Origin of the sequence: Nocardia sp. NPDC101769 (genome assembly GCF_044766925.1) — a bacterium.
GTDB lineage: Bacteria > Actinomycetota > Actinomycetes > Mycobacteriales > Mycobacteriaceae > Nocardia.
Genome location: NZ_JBIWMX010000026.1, coordinates 1 through 20,537 on the forward strand (window position 1 = coordinate 1; position 20,537 = coordinate 20,537).

The 20,537-nt window shown below is 68.7% G+C and carries 21 protein-coding genes and 1 pseudogene; 3 read left to right on the forward strand and 19 right to left on the reverse strand.

Features of this window, described 5'->3' with window-relative positions; translation table 11 throughout:
• Window positions 1-294: 294 nt before the first annotated feature.
• From ccsB to hemL, 6 genes are all read right to left on the reverse strand, one after another.
• Window positions 295-1,284: a c-type cytochrome biogenesis protein CcsB gene (gene ccsB, locus ACIRRA_RS32100; protein ID WP_402775992.1), complete on the reverse strand. Its 990-nt coding sequence runs from the start codon at window positions 1,282-1,284 to the stop codon at window positions 295-297.
• Entirely contained in the window at window positions 1,284-2,903 is a 1,620-nt protein-coding gene (locus ACIRRA_RS32105; RefSeq protein WP_402775995.1) for a cytochrome c biogenesis protein ResB, read from the reverse strand. Before ACIRRA_RS32105 ends, ccsB begins: the two co-directional genes overlap by 1 nt.
• 1 nt (window position 2,904) lies before the next feature.
• Complete coding sequence (locus tag ACIRRA_RS32110; protein WP_402776316.1) at window positions 2,905-3,729, reverse strand: cytochrome c biogenesis CcdA family protein; 825 nt, start codon at window positions 3,727-3,729, stop codon at window positions 2,905-2,907.
• A gap of 5 nt (window positions 3,730-3,734) precedes the next feature.
• Window positions 3,735-4,370, reverse strand: coding sequence for a TlpA family protein disulfide reductase (locus ACIRRA_RS32115; RefSeq protein WP_402775997.1), 636 nt, complete (start codon window positions 4,368-4,370; stop codon window positions 3,735-3,737).
• A gap of 70 nt (window positions 4,371-4,440) precedes the next feature.
• Entirely contained in the window at window positions 4,441-5,046 is a 606-nt protein-coding gene (locus ACIRRA_RS32120; RefSeq protein WP_357006764.1) for a histidine phosphatase family protein, read from the reverse strand.
• 602 nt (window positions 5,047-5,648) lie between these two features.
• Entirely contained in the window at window positions 5,649-6,986 is a 1,338-nt protein-coding gene (gene hemL / locus ACIRRA_RS32125; RefSeq protein WP_402776000.1) for a glutamate-1-semialdehyde 2,1-aminomutase, read from the reverse strand.
• A gap of 354 nt (window positions 6,987-7,340) precedes the next feature.
• On the opposite strand from hemL, the gene ACIRRA_RS32130 reads away from it, so the two are divergent.
• The gene (locus ACIRRA_RS32130; protein ID WP_402776002.1) at window positions 7,341-7,724 is read left to right on the forward strand and encodes a hypothetical protein; all 384 of its coding nucleotides are present in this window, start codon (window positions 7,341-7,343) and stop codon (window positions 7,722-7,724) included.
• Window positions 7,725-7,825: 101 nt separating this feature from the next.
• Here the strand turns inward: ACIRRA_RS32130 and ACIRRA_RS32135 are convergent, their stop codons facing one another.
• The 5 genes from ACIRRA_RS32135 to hemB form a co-directional block, all read right to left on the reverse strand.
• Window positions 7,826-8,065: a hypothetical protein gene (locus ACIRRA_RS32135; RefSeq protein ID WP_402776004.1), complete on the reverse strand. Its 240-nt coding sequence runs from the start codon at window positions 8,063-8,065 to the stop codon at window positions 7,826-7,828.
• 83 nt (window positions 8,066-8,148) lie between these two features.
• Window positions 8,149-8,385: a hypothetical protein gene (locus ACIRRA_RS32140; RefSeq protein WP_379399546.1), complete on the reverse strand. Its 237-nt coding sequence runs from the start codon at window positions 8,383-8,385 to the stop codon at window positions 8,149-8,151.
• Entirely contained in the window at window positions 8,385-8,933 is a 549-nt protein-coding gene (locus tag ACIRRA_RS32145; RefSeq protein ID WP_402776007.1) for a hypothetical protein, read from the reverse strand. The genes ACIRRA_RS32140 and ACIRRA_RS32145 overlap by 1 nt, the downstream gene beginning before the upstream one ends.
• A 277-nt stretch (window positions 8,934-9,210) precedes the next feature.
• Window positions 9,211-9,723, reverse strand: a complete 513-nt coding sequence (locus ACIRRA_RS32150) for a hypothetical protein (RefSeq protein ID WP_402776009.1) — start codon at window positions 9,721-9,723, stop codon at window positions 9,211-9,213.
• A 22-nt stretch (window positions 9,724-9,745) separates the two neighbouring features.
• On the reverse strand, window positions 9,746-10,723 hold the full coding sequence (gene hemB / locus ACIRRA_RS32155) for a porphobilinogen synthase (RefSeq protein ID WP_402776012.1): 978 nt from the start codon (window positions 10,721-10,723) through the stop codon (window positions 9,746-9,748).
• Window positions 10,724-10,932: 209 nt separating this feature from the next.
• On the opposite strand from hemB, the gene ACIRRA_RS32160 reads away from it, so the two are divergent.
• The gene (locus tag ACIRRA_RS32160) at window positions 10,933-11,253 is read left to right on the forward strand and encodes a hypothetical protein (RefSeq protein ID WP_402776015.1); all 321 of its coding nucleotides are present in this window, start codon (window positions 10,933-10,935) and stop codon (window positions 11,251-11,253) included.
• Window positions 11,254-11,256: 3 nt separating this feature from the next.
• Here the strand turns inward: ACIRRA_RS32160 and ACIRRA_RS32165 are convergent, their stop codons facing one another.
• From ACIRRA_RS32165 to ACIRRA_RS32190, 6 genes and pseudogenes are all read right to left on the reverse strand, one after another.
• Window positions 11,257-11,493 (reverse strand): hypothetical protein, encoded by a 237-nt coding sequence (locus tag ACIRRA_RS32165; protein ID WP_402776018.1) that lies wholly within the window; start codon window positions 11,491-11,493, stop codon window positions 11,257-11,259.
• 178 nt (window positions 11,494-11,671) lie between these two features.
• Complete coding sequence (locus ACIRRA_RS32170) at window positions 11,672-13,234, reverse strand: uroporphyrinogen-III synthase (RefSeq protein ID WP_402776021.1); 1,563 nt, start codon at window positions 13,232-13,234, stop codon at window positions 11,672-11,674.
• 131 nt (window positions 13,235-13,365) lie between these two features.
• Window positions 13,366-14,373, reverse strand: a pseudogene (gene hemC, locus ACIRRA_RS32175) (hydroxymethylbilane synthase); the annotation flags it as partial.
• Window positions 14,370-15,758 carry a glutamyl-tRNA reductase gene (locus ACIRRA_RS32180; protein ID WP_402776023.1) on the reverse strand — a complete coding sequence of 463 codons (1,389 nt, stop codon included), beginning with the start codon at window positions 15,756-15,758 and terminating at the stop codon, window positions 14,370-14,372. The gene ACIRRA_RS32180 and the pseudogene hemC, both read right to left, overlap by 4 nt.
• Window positions 15,755-16,519 carry a redox-sensing transcriptional repressor Rex gene (locus tag ACIRRA_RS32185; RefSeq protein ID WP_402776025.1) on the reverse strand — a complete coding sequence of 255 codons (765 nt, stop codon included), beginning with the start codon at window positions 16,517-16,519 and terminating at the stop codon, window positions 15,755-15,757. The genes ACIRRA_RS32180 and ACIRRA_RS32185 overlap by 4 nt, the downstream gene beginning before the upstream one ends.
• A gap of 323 nt (window positions 16,520-16,842) precedes the next feature.
• Window positions 16,843-17,103 (reverse strand): glutaredoxin family protein, encoded by a 261-nt coding sequence (locus ACIRRA_RS32190; protein ID WP_402776028.1) that lies wholly within the window; start codon window positions 17,101-17,103, stop codon window positions 16,843-16,845.
• 183 nt (window positions 17,104-17,286) lie between these two features.
• Here ACIRRA_RS32190 and ACIRRA_RS32195 point away from each other — a divergent pair, with 183 nt between their 5' ends.
• A complete protein-coding gene (locus ACIRRA_RS32195; RefSeq protein ID WP_402776319.1) occupies window positions 17,287-18,237 on the forward strand; it encodes an HAD family hydrolase in 951 nt (316 codons plus the stop codon).
• 173 nt (window positions 18,238-18,410) lie between these two features.
• Here the strand turns inward: ACIRRA_RS32195 and ACIRRA_RS32200 are convergent, their stop codons facing one another.
• Window positions 18,411-19,430, reverse strand: a complete 1,020-nt coding sequence (locus tag ACIRRA_RS32200) for a lysophospholipid acyltransferase family protein (protein ID WP_402776031.1) — start codon at window positions 19,428-19,430, stop codon at window positions 18,411-18,413.
• Window positions 19,427-20,458: an NAD-dependent epimerase/dehydratase family protein gene (locus ACIRRA_RS32205; protein ID WP_402776322.1), complete on the reverse strand. Its 1,032-nt coding sequence runs from the start codon at window positions 20,456-20,458 to the stop codon at window positions 19,427-19,429. The genes ACIRRA_RS32200 and ACIRRA_RS32205 overlap by 4 nt, the downstream gene beginning before the upstream one ends.
• Window positions 20,459-20,537: the final 79 nt, after the last annotated feature.

Below are 20,537 nucleotides of genomic sequence, written 5' to 3' on the forward strand. Positions count from 1 at the left end.
GCACCCTCGATGTCGGCTTGCATGCTCGGAGGGTACTTCCTAGCACCTGAGGGTCTTCGGGCACATCCTCCCGAGATGTACACGGGTTCACCCGGCCTGGCGGGAGGATCGCGAACAAGCTGTAATCGGCATTACAGGGCGTCCGCCGACTGTGTTCAGCAAGGCGGGACACGATCATTGGTGACGTCGGGCTTTCCAGCACAGCCAGTGGGGCTGCGTACCCACTGCGTACCGAGACGGAAGAATCCGGTACCGAAGTACCGGATGATCCCAAGAATCCGCAGGTAGACGGGGTTAGTTGAGACCCGCGTACGAGTGCAGACCACTCACCACGATGTTGATGATGAAGAGGTTGAAGAGCATGGCCACGAACCCGGCGATGTTGATCCAGGCGGCCTTGGTGTCGCGCCAGCCGGAGGTGGCACGGGCGTGCAGGTAGGCGGCGTAGAGCACCCAGGCGATGAAGGAGCAGGTCTCCTTGGGGTCCCAGCCCCAGAAGCGACCCCAGGCGGCCTCGGCCCAGATCGCGCCGAGGATGACGCCGGCGCCGAAGATCGGGAAGCCGATGATGGTGGTGCGGTAGGCGAGCCGGTCCAGCAGCTGGGCGTCGGGGAGGCGGCGGGCCAGCTGGCCGAAGATATTGTCGGACTCCGCGCCCGCGGGCTGCCAGAGGCGGAAGAGGAACAGCAGACTCGCGACACCGGAGACCAGGAAGACGCCCGAACCGATGGACACCACGGTGACGTGCACCGGCAGCCAGTAGGACTTGAGGGCCGGGACCACGGGGGCCGCGTCCACGTGCAGCTTGGTGCCCGCCAGGAACAGCAGGATCAGCACCGGCACCAGCAGGAACGACCACATGCCGCGATAGCGCTGGTCGCGCAGCAGGATCAGGCCGAGCAGCACGGCCGCGCCGGTGGCCATCGAGATGAACTCGAACATATTGCCCAGCGGGAAGCGGTGGGTCGCGAAGCCGCGCAACACGATCGAGACCAGGTGCACACCGAAGCCCACGAACAGCACCGCGAAGGCCATATTGCCCAGGCGCTCCGAGAAGGGCCGCTCGGCCCCGCGCGGCTGCACCTTGCCGGGAACGTTGGCGGGCGGCTCGTCGACGATGCCGGAACCGCCTCCGGCGGTGACCAACTGGCGGGCGGCGGCCGTCGGCACCGTGCGGGTGAGGGCGAACTGCCAGACCAGCATGATCCAGACCAGCGCGTAGATCACGATGGCCGACTTGAACGCGAGATCGCTGTAGGAGGCGATGTTCTCGTCGATCGGCATTACTTCTCTCCCGTCAGCAGCCGCTCACGCAGGCGGTCGAACTCGCCGCCCCACCCGGCCTGGTCGGTGCGGGCCAATCCGCCCATTTCTACTACGGTACGTCGTACCCCGTCGGTTTCGGTATCCGGGTACACCCGCAACCAGATGCGACGGCGCTTCACCAGCAGCGACACCAGCAGGCCCGCCATCATGGTCAGCGCCGACACCAGCACCCACTGCTGCGCCGGATCATGCGAAACCTGCAGGTTCACAAACTCTTCCGCGCCGTCGAAGGTGACCTTGGTGCCGTCGGACAGGGTCGCGGACTCACCCGGCTTCAAGTTCACCCGCTGTTCCTTCACCAGGCGGCCCTGCTTGATCATCTCCGGGTCCAGCGCGAACAGCGACTGCGCGCGGCCGGTATCCAGGCCGGTATCGCCCTGGTAGATGTCGATCGCCACCGCGGGATCCTTCATGGCCGGATACATGGAGGTCAGCAGCTGCCCGTGCATGAGGGCGGTCGGCGCGAACAAGCCCTGGATCGCGACCTGATGCTTGCGGCGCTCCTCCTCGTTCGGGTACATGCCGCCCGGCGGATCGATACGCAGCACGCCCGAGGACAGGAAGGTGGTGGCGTCGTCCGGCTTCCACTGGATGGCCTCGGTACGGGTCTGGCCGTTCGGGAAGGTCACCGTGAACTTGGGCGCGAAACCGTGGCCCTGCAGGTAGACCCGGTCACCGGCGACCCGCAGCGGATGGTTCACCTGGATGGTGGTGTCCCGCCAGGTGTCGGAGTTCAGATCCTTACCGGTCTGGTACTGGATGTTCGAGGTGAACATGGACGCCTGGCCGTTCTGCAGGTAATCGGCCTGGAAGTCCTTGACCCGCACACACATCGGCGTCAGGCCGGTGCCGTCGTTCACATTGCCCGCACGGAACGAGTCGAACACCGCAGGCGACGTCGTGCAGAAACCCGGGCCGTCATTGGCGAGCACGACCACATTGCCCTCGTAGCCGAACAGCTTGCCGACCGCGATCGCCGCCAGCAGGCCCACCAGCGCCAGGTGGAAGACCAGGTTGCCGAGCTCGCGGGTGTAACCCTTCTCCGCCGAAAGGGTCAGTTCCCCTTCGCGATCGCCCGGCTGCACGACCGTGCGCCAGCCACGCATCTGACCGCGAGCCCGCTCGATCACCTGCTCCGGGGTGGCCGCGTCGGTCCCCGACCAGTGATGCGGCAGGCGAGAAAGGTTGCGCGGCGCCTTGACCGGCGGCGTGCGCAGCGCGCGGTAGTGGTCCACACAGCGCGGCAGGATGCAACCCACCAGCGAAATGAACAGCAGCACATACACGGCCGTGAACCAGAAGCTGGAGAACACATCGAACAGCTGCAGCCGGTCCATCCACGGGCCCAGGGTCGGCCGGTTGCGGATGTAGTCGTCGACCTTGCCCGCGTTCAGACTGCGCTGCGGCAGCAGCGCGCCCGGGATGGCGGCCAGGGCCAGCAGGAACAGCAGCATCAGCGCGGTGCGCATGCTGGTCAGTCCGCGCCAGGTATTGCGCAGGACGCCGAGTACGCGCCGCGGCGGTGACTGACGCGGCGGACGGACGGGGGTGCTGGGGGTTTCGATGGTGGCAGTCATGTCAGATCGGCAGAGTCACATTCGAGACGAAGGCGTCGCGGACCCAGGAGACGAACTGGTCCCACGCCCCGGTCACCAGGGCGATGCCGACGGCCACCAACAGCAGACCGCCCAGCACCTGAATGGTGCGGGAATTACGGCGCAACCAGCCGACGCCGCGCAGCGCGGTCGCCGAGCCGAAGGCCAGGATCACGAAGGGCAGGCCCAGGCCCAGGCAGTAGGCCACGATGAGGGCCACGCCGCGGACCGCGGTGGTGCCCTCGGTGCCCGCCGACACCGCCATCACGCCCGACAGCGTCGGACCCAGGCATGGTGTCCAGCCGAGCGCGAAGACCGCGCCCAGCAGCGGAGCCCCGATGAGGCCGCTGAGCCGGCGCGGCTGCATGCGGGTGTCGCGCTGCAGCGCCGGGATGAGACCGATGAACGCCAGGCCCATCACGATGGTCACCACGCCGCCGATGCGCTGCAGCAGATCACGATTGACGTTCAGCACCTGGATCGCGCCGAAAACGGTCGCCGAGGCGAGCACGAACACCACGGTGAAGCCCGCCACGAACAGGCCCGCCGCGCCCGCCACCCGCAGGCGCGCGGAATTGCGGCCCGCCACGGCGGTTCTGGTGGTCCTGGCCGATTCCACCGTCACCGGCGGGGCCTCCGCGCCCACCACACCGGCCAGGTACGACAGGTAGCCGGGCACCAGCGGCACCACGCACGGCGAGGCGAACGACACCAGACCGGCCAGCATGCACGCGCCCAGCGCCAGCAGCAGCGGTCCGGTGGCGGCGGTCTGCTGGAACGAATCCCCCACGCTCGCCAGGTAGGTCACGTGGTTCACGCCTGCTCCTGCACGAGCTTGTCCACCACCGGCTGCAGGTCCTCGGCCAGCAGGGCGCGCAGGAACACCGCCGCCACCCGGTGCTGCTTGTCCAGCACGATGGTGGTGGGAATGACGCTGGTGGGGAACTTGCCGCCGAGCGCGAGCAGGCTGCGCATGGACGGGTCGTAGATAGAGGGGTAACCGACCTTGTTGTCGGTCACGAAGTCCTGGGCCTTGTCCTTCTGGTTGTCGCGGACATTGATGCCCAGGAACGCGACGCCCTTGTCCTTGCTCGCCTCGTAAACCTGTTCCAGCGCGGGCGCTTCCGCGCGGCACGGGCCACACCACTGGCCCCAGATATTGACGACCACGACCTTGCCGGGGAAATCGTCCACCGACGTGGTCTTGCCGTCGTGCAGCAGATCCGGGCCGGACAGCTTGCCGATGGTGCCGCGCGAGGACGGCGGATCGTAGAAGATCTCGGTCTTGCCGCCCGGGGAGACGAAGTCGAAGGTGCCGCCCTGGGCCACCGCGTCCTTGCCCGCCGTCGAACACCCGGCGAGCACGGCCACCACACTCACACCGGCCAGCAACGCCGCGACCCGGCGCAGCGGGCGGCGGGCGGGCCGGGACGCGATGGCGCGGCTCATGCTGCGCTCTTTCGACATGAGCCGGGGCCCTGCGTGGTTACGCAGGCTGCCGCCTCCGGGCCTGACCCGCTCATGCCCCGGTCACCTTGGGGTCCGAGGCGCCCGCCGGCTCCGAGTAGACGATGTCGATCAAGGTATCGCCCTGGTAGACAAGCGAAGTCAGCGAGGCGAGCGAGCACTGGCGGTGCCGCGGGTCGTGCCACAGCCGCTGCCCCTGCAGGAAGCGACGCAGCGTCCAGACCGGCAGCTGATGCGAGACCAGCACGGCCTCTCGGCCGGCGGCCTCCACCCGCGCCTTGTTCACCGCGGCCAGCATGCGGTGCGCGATCTGCAGGTACGGCTCACCCCAGGACGGCGTGAACGGATCACGCAGCTTCCACCAGTGCCGTGGCTTGCGCAGCGCGCCGTCCCCCGCCGAGACCCGCAGGCCCTCGAAGGTATTGCCGGCCTCGATCAGATTGTCGTCGGTCCGGATCATCAGACCGTGGCCCGTCGCAATGGGATCCGCGGTCTCCTGCGCCCGCTGCAGCGGCGACGCCACCACCAGCGCGATGTCATGATCCGCCAGCGACCGCGCCACGGCCTGCGCCTGCGCCCGCCCTGTCACCGACAACTGGAACCCGGGCAACCGGCCGTACAGGATGCCCTTGGGATTGTGGACCTCGCCGTGCCGCATGACATGCACGATCGTCTCGAGATCGCTCGCCACATCACCCGGCAGGATCAACCCGCCCGTGGTGCCGGAGGCTACGCCGGCCCCGGCGGCAGCCGCCGCATTGGAATCGCCCGCGGCCGCGACAGCGAATTCCGGGCCTGATTCACCGGATTCACCCGAATCGGGATCGATCTCGACCACGATTTCGGACGAGAACGACGCAACCGGCGCAGCGGATTCACCCGCACCGAAGTCATCCGGATCCGTTTCGGACCCGGCGGCGGGGGCGAACTCCTCAGCCGCGGACACCGCAGCCTCGAACACCGGCGTGGCGTCATCGGACGCGCTTTCGGCAGTGCGCTCGTCCTCAGCCGAATCGGGCGTGCCCGATTCAGCCGGTTCAGCAGCGCTGGTGCCGATCTCATCGGCCACTGGGCGGGAATTGTCGGATTCCGTTGGGGCGGAAGCGGGTTCGGCCGGGGAGACGGCGATGTGTTCGCCGGTTTGGGCCAGTTCCTCTTCGGCCTGACGGATGGAGTCCAGGAGGCGGGTGGCCTCGGCGGCGGAGAGGGGAGCCTCGTGCTGGGCAGGTGCGGGTAGGCCGGAGTCGGGGTGGGCGGAGCTCACGCGGCGGATCCTTCGGGGGTGGCGGCCGCCGCGGCGCGCGCGGCGGCGGGGAGGGCGGCGGCGATGCGGTCGAACGCGTCCTCGTCGAGGGCGGCCGAGACGAACCAGGCTTCGAAGGCGCTCGGCGGCGCGTACACACCGGCATCCAGCAGCGCGTGGAAGAAGGCTGGGAAACGCCAGGTTTCGCTCGCCTTGGCGGCGGCGTAGTCGGTGACCGGGTTCTCGGCGAAGAACACGCTCACCATATTGCCCGCGAATTGCACCCGGTGCGGGACGCTCTCGGCGGTCAGCGCCTCGGTCATGAGCGCGCCCAACCGCTCGGCGTTCTTGTTCAGCGTCGCGTACACCTGCTCGTCGGCCGCGCGCAGCGTGGCCAGGCCCGCGGCCACCGCGACCGGGTTACCCGAGAGGGTGCCCGCCTGATAGACCGGACCCAGCGGCGCCAGGTGATTCATGATGTCGGCGCGCCCGCCGAACGCCGCGGCCGGCAGGCCACCGCTCATCACCTTGCCGAAGGTGTAGAGGTCACCGGCCACGCCGTCGATGCCGAACCAGCCCGAGTGGCTCACTCTGAACCCGGTCATGACCTCGTCCATGATGAGCAGCGCGCCGTGCTCGGTGGTGAGCCGGCGCAGCCCTTCGTTGAATCCGGCCACCGGCGCGACCGCGCCCATATTGCCGGCCGCGGCCTCGGTGATGACGCACGCGATCTCGCCCGGGTAGGCGGCGAACGCGGCGGCCACCGCGCCGAGATCGTTGTAGGGCAGCACGAGGGTGTCGGCCGCCTGCGCACCGGTGACGCCCGGCGAGGTCGGCAGGCCCAGCGTGGCCACGCCCGATCCGGCGTCGGCCAGCAGCGCGTCCACGTGCCCGTGGTAGCAGCCGCTGAACTTGATGATCTTGCCGCGCCCGGTGAAACCGCGTGCCAGCCGGACCGCGCTCATGGTGGCCTCGGTGCCGGAGTTGACCAGCCGCACCCGATCCACCGGAGCGACCCGGCCCGCGATGGCCTCGGCGAGCTCGATTTCCGCCTCGGTCGGCGCGCCGAAGGACAGCCCGCCCGTGGCCGCCCGCTGCACCGCCTCGACCACCGCCGGGTGCGCGTGCCCGAGAATCATCGGGCCCCACGAACACACCAGGTCCACGTAGTCGTTGCCGTCGGCGTCGGTCAGCGTGCAACCGCGCGCGGAGGCGATGAACCGCGGCGTGCCGCCCACGGAGTTGAACGCACGCACGGGCGAATTCACGCCACCCGGGATGACCGCCGCGGCGCGTTCGAAAAGTTGGGCTGAGACCGGGACCGACACCTGGCTCACACGCGGAGAAGAACTCACGGCACCCAGTCTCTCAGCCGCCCCTGCCCCCGTCGACGACAGGGTGTAGTCGAGTGGCCCTTCCCACAGCCAACCCGCCATCCTCGCACCCCGATACGAACACCGCATCCCGAAGGCGGACCGGCCGCACACCCCGGCTACCCGAGCCCACAATGCCGATACCGCCTCCGCCGAACTCCCCGTGGCATCGGCCGAACCATTGGGCGGTCCGACCGCGACGATGGTGAATGGCCTGGACCCTGGGACGGCGGGGCAACACGCCGGAGTCCAGTTTCGGACAACGTTATTCGCTACACGATTGCTGATGCGTAATGTCTCGACGCAGGAGACGGCTTGGGAGAGAGGTCGGGACGTATGCGCGTCGTTCGAATCGGGGTTGGGATCGTCGCGGTGGCCGCCGGGCTCGCCGCCGGGGCAGGAATAGCGGCAGCGGCGGAGCCGGTGGTGCAGATCGATCAGGGGCGGGTGGGGGTGACGCTGTCCCATAGCGAAACCGCCGCACTGTCAGATGGTCCCGCGCCCGCAGTGATCAGCATGTTCGTGCCGCTGAACCGGATGGGGGCGGGCCTGCGGCCCGACACCGCCATCTACAAGGACGACAAGGGCGGCGTACACGCCTCACTCCGGCAGGTGATCGCGGAGGCCGCCGATCACCCCGATGGCAGCGTCGCGATCTTCCTCGATCTGCCGGGCAGCCGGGGCGGACGGGTGCTGGATATTTACCAGAACTGGGGCTAAGGCTTTCACGTAAGCGGCAGCCAGCCCTCGCGTAAGAGGGGCTGACACCTTTGTCCGCAGCGGGACGGCGGCGCGATCTTCGGTCGCGCCGCCGCGACCCGTTACGGGAGCGGAATCCCCACGCAGAACGCCGCCCATCCGGTGGACATCAGGCAATTCAGCTGGGGCGGTAGTAGGTCTTGCCGGGATGCGACCGGGTGTGGTCGGTAATCCGGGACGGCATCGACCGGAGCGGCGGTGGCCGGAGCCAGCGCCGCAATGCCGACGGCCCCCGTGGCCAGCACCGCGGTGGCGATGCGCTTCACGAGATCTGTGCGCTTCACGAGATCTGTGCGCTTCATGAGCATGATTCTCCGCGCCCTCCCGGACGCCTCCAAGGCGAAGCCGGACTTCGCACCCCGCCGCACAGCGTGTCGCGAAAAGCTCAGCGCGCGAGCCGAACCGCTCGCGCCACCACGTCGATCAGCGCCAGCCCCGACATGATGGCCAGCACCGCGCACCCCGCCAGCCAGGGCCCGATGTACCGCGTCGCGGTGAACGCGGGCACCTCACCCTGCGGCTTGAAGACAGTGGTCCGAATCCCGTTGTGCCAGCACCACACCGCCGCCACCACCAGCACCGGCACCAGCACGAATTCGGCGAATACGGTCAGCCATCGCATCACAGCGCTTCCTTCCGCTCGTCGTCCGACCCGCGCTCGTCATCGGTACCAGGCTCGCCATCGGTACCGCGAACCCGCTCCAGCGCGGCCGTCAGCTCGGCACGCAGCGTGACGTGATCCCGCGCCCACGCCTGCACCAGCCGCCCGTCGGTCAGCTTCAGCCCGATTCCCTTGCGCCGCCGCGGCACTCCGGTCAGCTCGCCCAGCGCCCGCGCCGACTGCCAGTCCTCATACTCCCAGGACTCCTCGTCATCCTCCGGCAGCACCTCGGCGATGTGGCGCAGCGGCACCACCTCCGTGCCCTCGCGCAGCTGCTCGGGTGTCAGCTCGACACTGATGTGCCGCTTGCCCGCCACCACCTGCAACCACACGAATCCGGCCAGCAGCACCGCGCAGAAGACCAGCCCGAACCAGTGGATGGCGCCGCCCCGGATCAGCTCGATGACCAGGATGATCGCGCACAGCGCGGGTCCGTAGGCGATGGTCCGCCAGCGCGCACCGGGCTCGGAGAACAGCACGGCCCCGGGGGTGTTGATGGCCTTACTCATAGGTCGAGCGTAAAGATCGTGGATTCGCTCAGCGGGCCAGGCCCGGAATCAGCAGCACGGCGAGGGTGAGCAGCCCGAACAGAAACAGCAGACTCAGCACCAGCACATCGCGCCGCAGGCTGTGCGGCTGCTGGATCACCACTCGCATCGTTGCCTCCGCCTTCCCGGAGCCGAATGCGCCATATCACAACGTATGGCGACCGGCACCCGGTTCCCGAATTCTCTGTGACTGCCCTCACCATACCTGCTAGTACGCTTGTCACAAACTCGGGCGTACCTACTGCGGCCCGGGACGGAAGAAGGCCTCGGATTCGCCTCGGTAGCAAAGGAATACGGCCCCGCCCGCCAGCACCGCCGCCACGATTCCGGCCCCGCCGGCGACCAGCGCGGCCGTACCCTCCTTGACCCCGATGCCGAACAGCGTGCCCGCCGCGCCGAGCACCAGGAAGACGCCGAAACCGGTGAGAAGCGCTCGCGCCCAGGCCTTTCCGCGTCCCAGCTGGTACACCACGGCCACTCCGGCGCCGGTGAGCACCAGCCAGAACACGCCGACCAGGATGAACACGATCGCCATCCAGGCCTGCACCTGTGCCAGCGTCACGGCCGGCTGCTGCTCCTTGACCTGGTCGAACATCTGCTGCGCCAGATCCTGCCGCTGCCCGAACTGCGCCACCAGCGAGGCGATCAACTGCACCAGCCCGACACCGAGTGTGGTGTACCAGAGTTGGCAGGCGGTGCGCACGTCCTCGGGAGCCGGGCGCGAAATACCCGGCGGGACCATCGGATTCACGATCGGAGCTACTCGGTCGCGCTCACGACAGCCAGTGCGCGGCCTCGGTGGCCCAGTAGGTCAGCACCATGTCCGCGCCCGCGCGCCGGATGCTGAGCAGCGACTCCAGCACCGCGCCCTTGCGATCGATCCAGCCGCGCTGGGCGGCCGCGGTGATCATGGCGTACTCACCGGAGATCTGATAGGCCGCTACCGGCACCGTGGAGCGGTCGGCGACCTCGCGCAGAATGTCCAGGTACGACATGGCGGGCTTCACCATGACGATGTCCGCGCCCTCGAGCAGATCCAGCTCCAGTTCACGAATTGCCTCGCGGCGGTTGGCCGCATCCTGCTGGTAGGTGCGCCGATCCCCCTGCAGCGAGGAGCCGACTGCCTCCCGGAAGGGACCGTAGAACGCCGAGGCGTACTTGGCCGCGTAGGCGAGGATGCCGGTGTCGGAGTACCCGGCGGCGTCCAGGCCCGTGCGGATCGCGGCCACCTGGCCATCCATCATGCCGCTGGTGCCGAGCAGGTCCGCGCCGGTTTCGGCCTGCGCCAACGCCATTTCGACGTAGCGGGTCAGCGTGGCGTCGTTGTCGACCGCACCGCTGTCGTCGAGCACACCGCAGTGGCCGTGGTCGGTGAACTCGTCGAGGCAGGTGTCGGCCATGACCACGGTCGATCCGCCGACCTCGTGCACCAGCGCGCGCAGGCCGCGGTTCAGGATCCCGTTCGGATCGCTGGCGGCACTCCCCTGCGCGTCCTTGTCCTCGGGCTTGGGCACACCGAACAGCATGAGCCCGCCCACGCCCGCGGCCACCGCCTCCACGGCCGCCTTCCGCAGCGAATCCATCGAGTGCTGGAAAACGCCTGGCATGGAGGAGATCTCGTGTGGTTCGCCGATACCGTCGGCGACGAACATGGGCAGAATCAGATGCCGCGGCTCCAGGCTGGTCTCGGCGACGAGCCGACGCATGGCGGGAGTGCGGCGCAACCGCCGAGGGCGGTCCATTCCGGTCATGTTCGCATGATATGCCCGCCCCGCGACCCGGGTGCGCGCGCCTCCGCGGGCGGGCCGGGCCGCGCCGCCACGGTCGCTGGGCCGCATCGCCAAAGTCATTGTGAGCAGCCGATTTTTGTCGGTGGGGGCGAGTAGAATCGAAGATGTGTTCGAAGGAGTCGCGCCGCCGATGCGGGGTGCGGATCCGGATCGCGACGGGAGGAATGGTCGTGCTCGCAGCTGTTACCAGCATGTCCGACAAGGTGAACAGGGCCGGCGGAGTGCCGAAGAAGGGGGACGTGATCGATCACGCGTGGCGGCCGCTGTCCAAACAGCCGCTGCCCGCGGGGCGGCCGCGGTCGTGGTACATCTCGCACAATCGCAGGTTGAAGGCCATGCGGCTGGCGATCGCGCTACTGGATTCCGGTGCCTTCAGCCCGGATCAGGCGACCAATGAAAAGATCCGCGGCACAGCCGAAGTCATCGGCGTGCACTGGCCCTCGGATGCCACCTGCCGCATGGTCCGCCGCCTCATGGCGGCTCAACGCTGACGTCTAGTTACAGGTCGCCGGGGTCGTCTCGTTGGAGCCGCTGTAGACCCCACCGAGCAGCTTGCACAGCAACGGTGCCAGCAGTGCGCCCGAGCCGGAGGAGGGCACCACGATGGACGGGCTGGCGACCGGCGTGGATTCCGCCGGCGCGGCCAGAGCCGGGCTCGCACCGCCGACCAGCATCCCGGCCGAAAACAGGGTCGCGACAGCGTATTTCACGAAGACCCGGTTCATCTGCATCCAATCTCTACCGCTGCGATTCCGCAGCGGTAAGGACGGTAATGCGACCCGTCGCCGGGAGAACGACACCACTTCCGGCGACACCGAGATCGGCGACACCACTTTCGGGGGCACGAAAACACCACAGGCCCCGCATCATTGGATGCGGGGCCTGTGGCCCGACTACCGTGCCACAGGCTCAGCGGCTGCGGCGGCTCTTCTTGCGCGGCGGGGGCAGCAGGCCCTCGGCGCGCAGGTGTGCGGCGTGCTCGGCGAGAGCCTCGACGAGCGGGCCGACCTGGGCGATCTCGGGCTGCACGTCCACGCGCAGGCCGAATTCGATTGCGGTCTCGGCCGTCTTGGGGCCGATGCAGGCCACGATGGTGCGGGCGTGCGGCTTGCCGGCGATGCCGACCAGGTTCCGGACGGTGGAGGACGAGGTGAACAGCACGGCGTCGAAACCGCCGGTCTTGATCATCTCGCGGGTCTCCGCGGGCGGCGGCGACGCACGCACGGTGCGGTAGGCGGTGACGTCGTCGATCTCCCAGCCGCGGTCGCGCAGACCCTCGGCGAGGGTCTCGGTGGCGATGTCCGCGCGCGGCAGCAGCACCCGGTTGACCGGGTCGAAAACGTCGTCGTAGGGCGGGAAGTCGGCCAGCAGGCCCTCGGAGGACTGCTCACCGCTGGGCACCAGCTCCGGGTTGATGCCGAAGGAGCGCACCTTCTCCGCGGTGGCCTCACCGACGCAGGCGATCTTCACACCACTGAAAGCGCGGGCGTCCAGGCCGAATTCGCCGAACTTCTCCCACACCGCGCGCACCGCGTTGGTGGAGGTGAACACCACCCACTGGTAGCGGCCGTCGACCAGGCCCTTGACCGCGCGCTCCATCTGCGCGGGGCTGCGCGGCGGCTCGACCGCGATGGTCGGCACCTCCATCGGGATGGCCCCGTGCATGACGAGCTTCTCGCTCATCTCACCGGCCTGCTCCTTGGTGCGCGGCACCAGCACGGTCCAGCCGTACAGGGCCCGCGACTCCCACCAGGAGGTCTTGGCGCGCTTCTCCACCTCCTTGCCGACCGTGACCACCAGCGGGCCTACCAGTTCGGAGGCGGCATTGTTCAGCGTCGCCAGCGTGGCGTCGATGGTGCGCTGCTGCCGGGTGGTGCCGCGCACGGTCACCGCGACCGGGGTCTGCGGCGCCATGCCGTGCTCCACCAGCGCCGACGCGGTCTCGGCCAGATGCCCGGAGGTGGCGTGCAGCACCAGCGGGCCCGGCGCGGCCGCCACGGCCGCCCAGTCCACCTCGCCGCGCACATCCACCTCGGTGTGGCTGGAACCGATTTCGATACCCGCGTAGGCGGGGACGGTGGTACCGGCCGAAAGACCCGGCAGCACCTCGAAGTTCAGGTGCGAGCGGGTGACGGCGTTGATCTCCTGGATGACCGAATCGGTGGTCATCGGGTCGCCGGAGACCAGGCGCACCACGTCGGAACCATTGCGCGCCTCGGCGATCAGCGTCTTGGCCACCTCGGCGGCGTCACCGAGCGCGGGACGCACGTCGACGGGACGGGTCCCGTCGGGGTTCTCCTCGACCGCGGTGCCGATCAGGGCGAGCACGCCCTTGTCGACATCGGGATCGGTGAACGCCAGCGTCGCCCGGCCGAGCACCTCGCGGGCCCGCACGGTGAGCAGCGCCGGGTCACCAGGCCCGGACCCCACGAAAAGGATCCGACCGGGATTCTTCTTCGTCACTCGGCTCACGGCTGCACCTCGCTAGCGCTCGGCGCAACCGTGCCCGAAGGCGCTGTGCTGATGATTCGCTCGCTGCGCTCGCTCATGGGTTGGTTCTCCATTGGGCTGGGATTGCTGCTGTCGGTGAGCTCAGCGGATTCCTCTGTGACGCTGAGCAGGTCGCGCGCCCCCAGCTCCAAGAGCTCGCGCGCCAGTGCGCGACCCAGGTCCGCGGCATCCGCGACCGAGCCGACCACTGAAGCCCGGATCACATCCGAGCCGTCGATCGCCGCCGCGCAGGCGCGCAGCGACAACTCCTCCACCACCCGGCCGTCGTCGTCGAGCGATTCGACGACCTCCGCCAGCGCACCGATCGGTGCGGTACAGCCGGCCTCCAGTTCGGCCAGCAATGCCCGCTCCGCGGTGATCGAGGCACGGGTGCCGGGATCGTCGAGAGCGGACAGGATGGTCACGAGTTCGGTATCGGCGCTGCGGCATTCGACCGCCAGCGCGCCCTGCGCCGGGGCCGGCAGCATCTGCACCGGTTCGAGCGATTCGGTGACGGCATCGAGGCGATCGATGCGGGCCAGCCCGGCCCGCGCCACCACGACGGCATCCAATTCACCGGAAGTAACTTTGGAGATGCGGGTGTCGAGATTGCCGCGCAGCGGCACGATCTCGATGCCGAGGCCCAGCGCCTTCAACTGCGCGGACCGACGCGGCGCGGAGGTACCGACCTTCGCGCCCGCGGGCAGCTCACCGAGCACCAGACCGTCACGCGCCACCAGCGCGTCGCGCGGATCCTGGCGGGCCGGGATGGCCGCGATGTCGAAGCGCGGATCCTGCGCGGTCGGCAGGTCCTTGTAGGAGTGCACCGCGATATCGACTGTGCCCGCGGCCAATTCCTCGCGCAGCGCGGCGGTGAAGACGCCCACCCCGATCTTCTGCACCGGATCGGTGGCGTTCTGATCACCGGCGGTCTTCACGATGACCAGCTCGGCCTGCTGGCCGTTGGCGATCAGGGCGTCACGCACATGCCCGGCCTGGGTGAGGGCCAGCAAACTGCCGCGGGTACCGATGCGCCAGGGCGCCTCGGCGGTTCCGCGGCCAACAATCCGCTCCGCGGAGGGGACGGTTGTTTCGTTCTCGTGCACCATTGCTCCGGTCATGCGGTGTGCCCCTGTTCGTCGCCCGGGTGAGCGGCGGTGAAATCGTCGGCCAGTTCGCCCTGCAGGGCGGAGATCTCCATCGGCGCGGCAACCGCTTGTGCCGCACCGGGTTTCAGTTCGAAAAGCTCGCGCAGCGCCTCGGCATAGCTGTCGCCGCCGGGCGTGGACGCCAGCTGTTTGACCCGCACCGTCGGTGCGTGCAGCAGCTTGTCGACCACCCGTCGCACGGTACGGGCCACTTCGTCGCGTTCGGTGGATTCGAGTCCCGGTAGTCGGGAATCCAGCCGGAGCAGTTCGGCCTCGACCACGTCGGCGGCCATCTGGCGCAGCGCGGCCACGGTCGGGGTGACCTCGGCCATGCGCTGTCCGGCAAGGTATTTCGCGAGCTCGTCGGCGACGATGGTGCGCGCGGCGGCGGTGTCGTCGGCGGCCGCGCCGGCCGACGGATCGCGCTGCAGCGTCTCCATGTCGATGACGGTCACACCCGGCAGCCCGGCCACCGCGTGGTCCACATCGCGGGGCAGGCCCAGATCACAGATGACCAGCTCGTCCGAGCCGGTCTTGGCGGCCAGCGCGCGATGCACGTCCGCCAGCGTCACCACGGTGCCGACCGCGCCGGTACAGGTGACCACCACCTCGGCGGCGGCCATCGCCTCGGTCAGCCGGTCCATCTCGATGGCCTCGGCCGACACGCCGTGCATGGTGGTGGCCGTATTGGCCAGCCGCTGCGCCTTTTCCAGCGTCCGGTTCACCACCAGGATCTTCGCCGCCCCGCCGCGCGCCAGCTGCGCCACCGCGAGCCCGCCCATGGCGCCCGCGCCCAGCACCAGCGCGGTGCGGCCCGCCAGCGGACCCAGCACCAGGCGCGCCCGATCCAGCGCCACCGACACCACCGACGCACCCGCGCGGTCGATCCCGGTCTCGGAGTGCACCCGCTTGCCCACCCGCAGCGCGTGCTGGGCCAGCTCGTGCAGGGTGCGCCCGGCGGCCTGCTGCGCGTCGGAGGCAGCGTAGGCGGCGCGGATCTGGCTCAGCACCTGCTGCTCGCCGACCACCATGGAGTCCAGGCCCGAGGCCACCGCGAACAGGTGCTCGGCCGCGGCCTCCGCGTAGCGCACGTACGCGTGCTTGGTGAGCTCCGGCAGCGGCAGACCCGAATGCTTGGTGAGCAATTCGCCGATCTCACCCAGCGCCGGGTGGAAGGCGTCGACGACCGCGTAGACCTCGATGCGGTTGCAGGTGGAGACGATCATCGCCTCGGAGACGTGGCTGGAGGCCAGCATCTTGTCGGTCAGCTTGGGCCGGTCGGTCTCGGTGATGGCGATCTTCTCGAGCACCGGCACCGGTGCGCTGCGATGCGAGATCCCGACGAGAAGCACACTCATGGCTGGACCACCGCTCCCTTGCTGGTTGTCATCGGTACCCGGGGCATCAGGCTCCCGGCGGCCGCGATCATCGCTTCCTCCGCGGCCGATTCCGCGTTGCGGGCCCGCTCGAACGACAGCAATTGCATCTCCACCGCGAGATCGACGCGCCGCACCTCGACGGTGGCGGGGGCCTCGAGCGCCAGGGCGGAGAAGCTCAGGATGCACTGCATGCCGGCCTCGACCAGCCGATCGCAGACGCCCTGCGCGGCCGTGTCCGGCACCGCGATGACGGCGATGGTGGGCTCCAGAGTGTCCACGGCATCGGCCAATTCGGCGACATCGCGAACGACCAGTCCGCACACCGTCGTGCCGATCACCGCCGGATCGTTGTCGAACAGCCCGACCATGGCGAACCCGCGGCGGCGGAAACCGCCGTAGCCGACCAGTGCCCGGCCCAGATGACCGGCTCCGACCAGCACCACCCGGTGCCCCTCGGACAGGCCGAGCACATCCTCGATGCGGTCGCGCAGCTTGATCACGTCATAGCCCACGCCGCGAACGCCGTTGGGTCCCAGGAAGGAAAGATCCTTGCGCAACTTCGCCGAACCGACACCCGCCGCGACAGCCAGTTCCTCACTCGATACGATGGCTACACCGTCGTCGGCGAGTACGGCGAGCACGCGGAGATAGGTGGCCAGCCGGGCCACCGTGGCCTGCGGGATGTCCTTCTGCAGAGCCTTGGAGACGCCAGTCGGCGGCGTCTCGTGCTGCTCTGTCACGTCGCTTGCGCTCCTCGTCCGGCCGGGGGTGAGTGTCCGGGTTCTTTTGTCGACCCGACGCCGGGAGACCGTCGCGGTCCTTGCGGGCGAGGTCGAGTCAGGTTCAGGGGGTCGCTTCCGCTGCCCGAGAAGGCGGGTCGCGTGCCACCACCGTAACCGCTTGTGAAGCCCTGCACAAAGTCGGTGAATTCAGTCACTTTGCGGCGGGCTCCGGCCCCGGCTTCATTCAACCCTCATCAGCGCGAACCCGCTACGCAACACACCGGCAGGAACGGGCGAAGGAGGGCCCGCGTCGCGAACCCCCGAAAAGCCACTATTGCGCCTTATTTCGCGAGGTCGGCGCGCAGTCGCGGCTCGTCCACGTCGAAATAGCTGTGCTCGCGCCCATCCAGCAGCACGACCGGCAGCCGGTCGCCGTATTCGGCGCGCAGACCCGGATCGGTGGCGGCGGCTTTGTCCACGTCAACGGTCACGACCTCGATGCCGAACTCGGAGCAGATCGGCCGCAATTGTTCCAGTGCCGTGTGGCACAGACCGCAGCCGCTGCGGGTCAACAGAGTCACAGCATGTGTCGAATCGCTCATAGCCACCATCTAACAACTCTCCGATATGTCGTTCGCCGTCTACGTTGCGGCCACCCCTGGGCGTTACTGTGGACTTGTTCGCGCTAACAGGCGGAGGTACTGGTGCCGGAACGTTCGAAAGAGCAGGGGACGGGCTTCATCGCGGGACGCTTCGGTGAATTCCCGGCGCGCTGGGGTCAGGGCCTGCAGGACCTGCAGGATCAGTTCACCCGCATCACCCGCAGTCCGTTCGGTCCGAGCGAGGAAGAGGTCCGCGCCAACCTCGCCGGCGAGGCCAGCGCCGACGCGGCCATCGCCCTGCACGACGCCGAACTCGCGCTTCGGGACGACCACACGCCGACCCTCGCGGTCCCTCGCGACCTCACCGCCGCCGCCTTCTTCGACGTCGACAACACCATGGTGCAGGGCGCGTCCATCGTGCACTTCGCCCGCGGGCTGGCCGCGCGCAAGTACTTCAAGACCTCCGACCTGGTCGATATGGCCTGGAAGCAGGTCAAATTCCGGGTCACCGGCAAGGAGAGCCACTCGGATATGGCCTCCGGCAAGGAGAAGGCGCTCTCCTTCATCGCCGGCCGCCCGACCGCCGAACTCGCCGCGCTCGGCGAGGAGATCTACGACGAGATCATCGCCGACAAGATCTGGCCGGGCACCCGGGCGCTGGCCCAGATGCATCTCGACGCGGGCCAGCAGGTGTGGCTGGTCACCGCCACGCCGGTGGAGCTCGCGCAGGTCATCGCCAAGCGGCTGGGCCTGACCGGCGCGCTCGGCACGGTCGCCGAGAGCGAGAACGGCGTGTTCACCGGCCGCCTGGTCGGCGACATCCTGCACGGACTGGGCAAGGCGCACGCGGTGCGCACGCTGGCCGTGCGCGAGGGCCTGAACCTCAAGCGCTGCACCGCCTACAGCGACAGCCACAACGACGTACCCATGCTCTCGCTGGTCGGCACCGCCGTGGCCATCAACCCGGACGCGGACCTGCGCGAGGTCGCCAAGAACCGCGGCTGGGAGATCCGAGACTTCCGCACCGGCCGCAAGGCCGCGAAAGTCGGTGTGCCCACCGCCATCGCACTCGGCGCGGCGGGCGGCGCGGCGGCCGCGGTGCTCTCGCGCAAGCGGGAAGTGAAGGCCAGCTGAACCTCCCCGCGACTTCAGCGCACGGCTTGGAGCCGTTGGCGTTGTCTACGCGTGCCGACGGTCGGGGGTGCCGAACCAAATTTGGGCGTCCCCGATGAGTTGCCCCGACCGTCGCCAAATCGGTTGTCAATTCGGCATACGGGTCGGGGCAAGCCATCTTCTACACGAATTGTTCAGCCGGTGAACGGATTACGGCGCTTGATCAGATTTTTGTACAGCGTCCCCTGAATGGTTTCGCGGACCTGATCGGTGACTTCGAACATCGTCATCGGATCATCCGCATCCGCCGGCTCGTATCCGGCGGTCGAAATCGGTTCGCCGAATTCGATGTACCACTTCGACGGGAGCGGAATGGCGCCCAGCGGACCCAGATGCGGAAACAGCGGCGTCACCGGGAAATACGGGATACCGAGCAGGCGGGCCAGCGGCTTCAGATCGGCCAGCTTCGGATAGATCTCCTCCGAACCCACAATGGAGCACGGAATGATCGGCACGCCGGTGCGCACCGCCGCCGACACGAAACCGCCACGGCCGAAACGCTGCAGCTTGTACCGGTCAGAGTACGGCTTGCCGATGCCTTTGTAGCCCTCGGGGAACACGCCCGCGACTTCGCCCGCGCGCAACAGCCTTTCGGCATCCGCCGGGCAGGCCAGGGTGTGCCCGGCCTTGCGGGCCAGCCCGCCGATGATCGGCGTCTCGAAGATCAGGTCCGCGGCCAGGATGCGCAGCGCCCGCTGCTTGGGGTGCCGGTCGTGCACGGCCAGCTGCAGCATCAGGCCGTCCAGCGGCACCGTGCCCGCGTGATTGGCCACGATGAGCGCGCCGCCCACCTCCGGAATGTTCTCGATGCCCGACACCTCGACCCGGAACCACAGGTCCGACAGCGGGCGCAGCATCGGGAGGATCACCGATTCGAGAAGGTGCTCGTCCAAACCGAATTCGTCGACCTGGTAGTCGCCGGTGAGGCGGCGGCGCGCGAAGTCGGCGGTGTAGCGGACCCCGTCCGCAACGGTCCCCCGAATCAGATCGCCCAGCGACTTGGGCTGGCGCGCTTCGGCTTCGGCGAGCCGATCGGTCAGCGAGGTCACCGGGGTGAGCGCCGGCTCCCCCACCGGCCACACCCGGGACGGACGGCTGTGCCGCGCCTCGAAATCCACGTCGTGAAGTCGAATCACCTTCGCTACATCACTCATTGGTGTGCTCCCGTCCCGGCCCCGAGCAGGCCGAGAAGTTTGTTTTCTGCGGCGTCGATCCACGTGGGATCGATCACGGGCCGCAACGCTGCGCCCCCTATGAAGTCGTCGAACGCCTGCACCGTGGTCCAGCGCGGCTGGAAGCCCAGTTCGGTGCGCATCCGGGTGGTGTCCAGACCACACCCGAAGTGGAAGTAGTCGATCTGCTCCGCGGTGAACTCCCGCATGACCGGGCCCATCACGGTCCGCCCGACGGTGCGGAAAACCGCGTACGGGACCGGCAATTCGACCCGCCCGGCCCGGCGGATCGCCTGCGACAGCGCCATCGCGCCGTCACCGGCCACATTGTAGGTCCCGCCCGGGGCCGTCATGGCCCCGTGGACGAGGGCGGCGATGCCGTCCTCCTCGTGCAGCAGCTGCATGCGCGGATCACGCCCGAGGATGGTCGGGGTGATCGGCGAACGGAAATACTGCACACCGCGTTTGGCCAACTGCGGCCCCACGATCGGCGGAAAGCGCAGAATGGCCGCCGAGATGTCCGGCCGCCGCCGCGCCAGCCCGCGGACGAAGCCCTCCACCTCGATCATGTCCCGTGCGAACCAGCCGCGCGGCGGCGTGCGCGCGCTCATTTCCTCGGTGAATTTCACCGGGTCCTTGGCGCTGCACCCGTAGACGGCGGAGGAGGAACGCACCACCACCCGCCGCACACTGGAAGCCTTGCGGCACACCGCGAACAACTGCATGGCGCCGAGGACGTTCATGTCCTTCATGGCGGCCCGGCCGCCGCCCGAGGGCGGGCGCGACAGTGCCGCGGGATGCACCACCGTGTCCACCTGATTTCCGTCGATAACCTTGCGGATCAACGGATTACGAATATCGGCGCGCACGAATTCGGCGCGGCCCATACGGCGCAGCAGCTCGCGGCTGGGCTGTTTGGCGTCCACGGCGATGACGCGTTCGACAGCCGGGTCGGCCGCCAGCCGGGCCACCACATTGCCGCCGAAGAACCGGCTCGCACCGGTCACCATCACCACCTTGGGCGCCTGCCCGTCCCGAGTCCCTGCCACTCCGGATCCCACTCGCAGCCCCCATGTCTTGAAATATCGC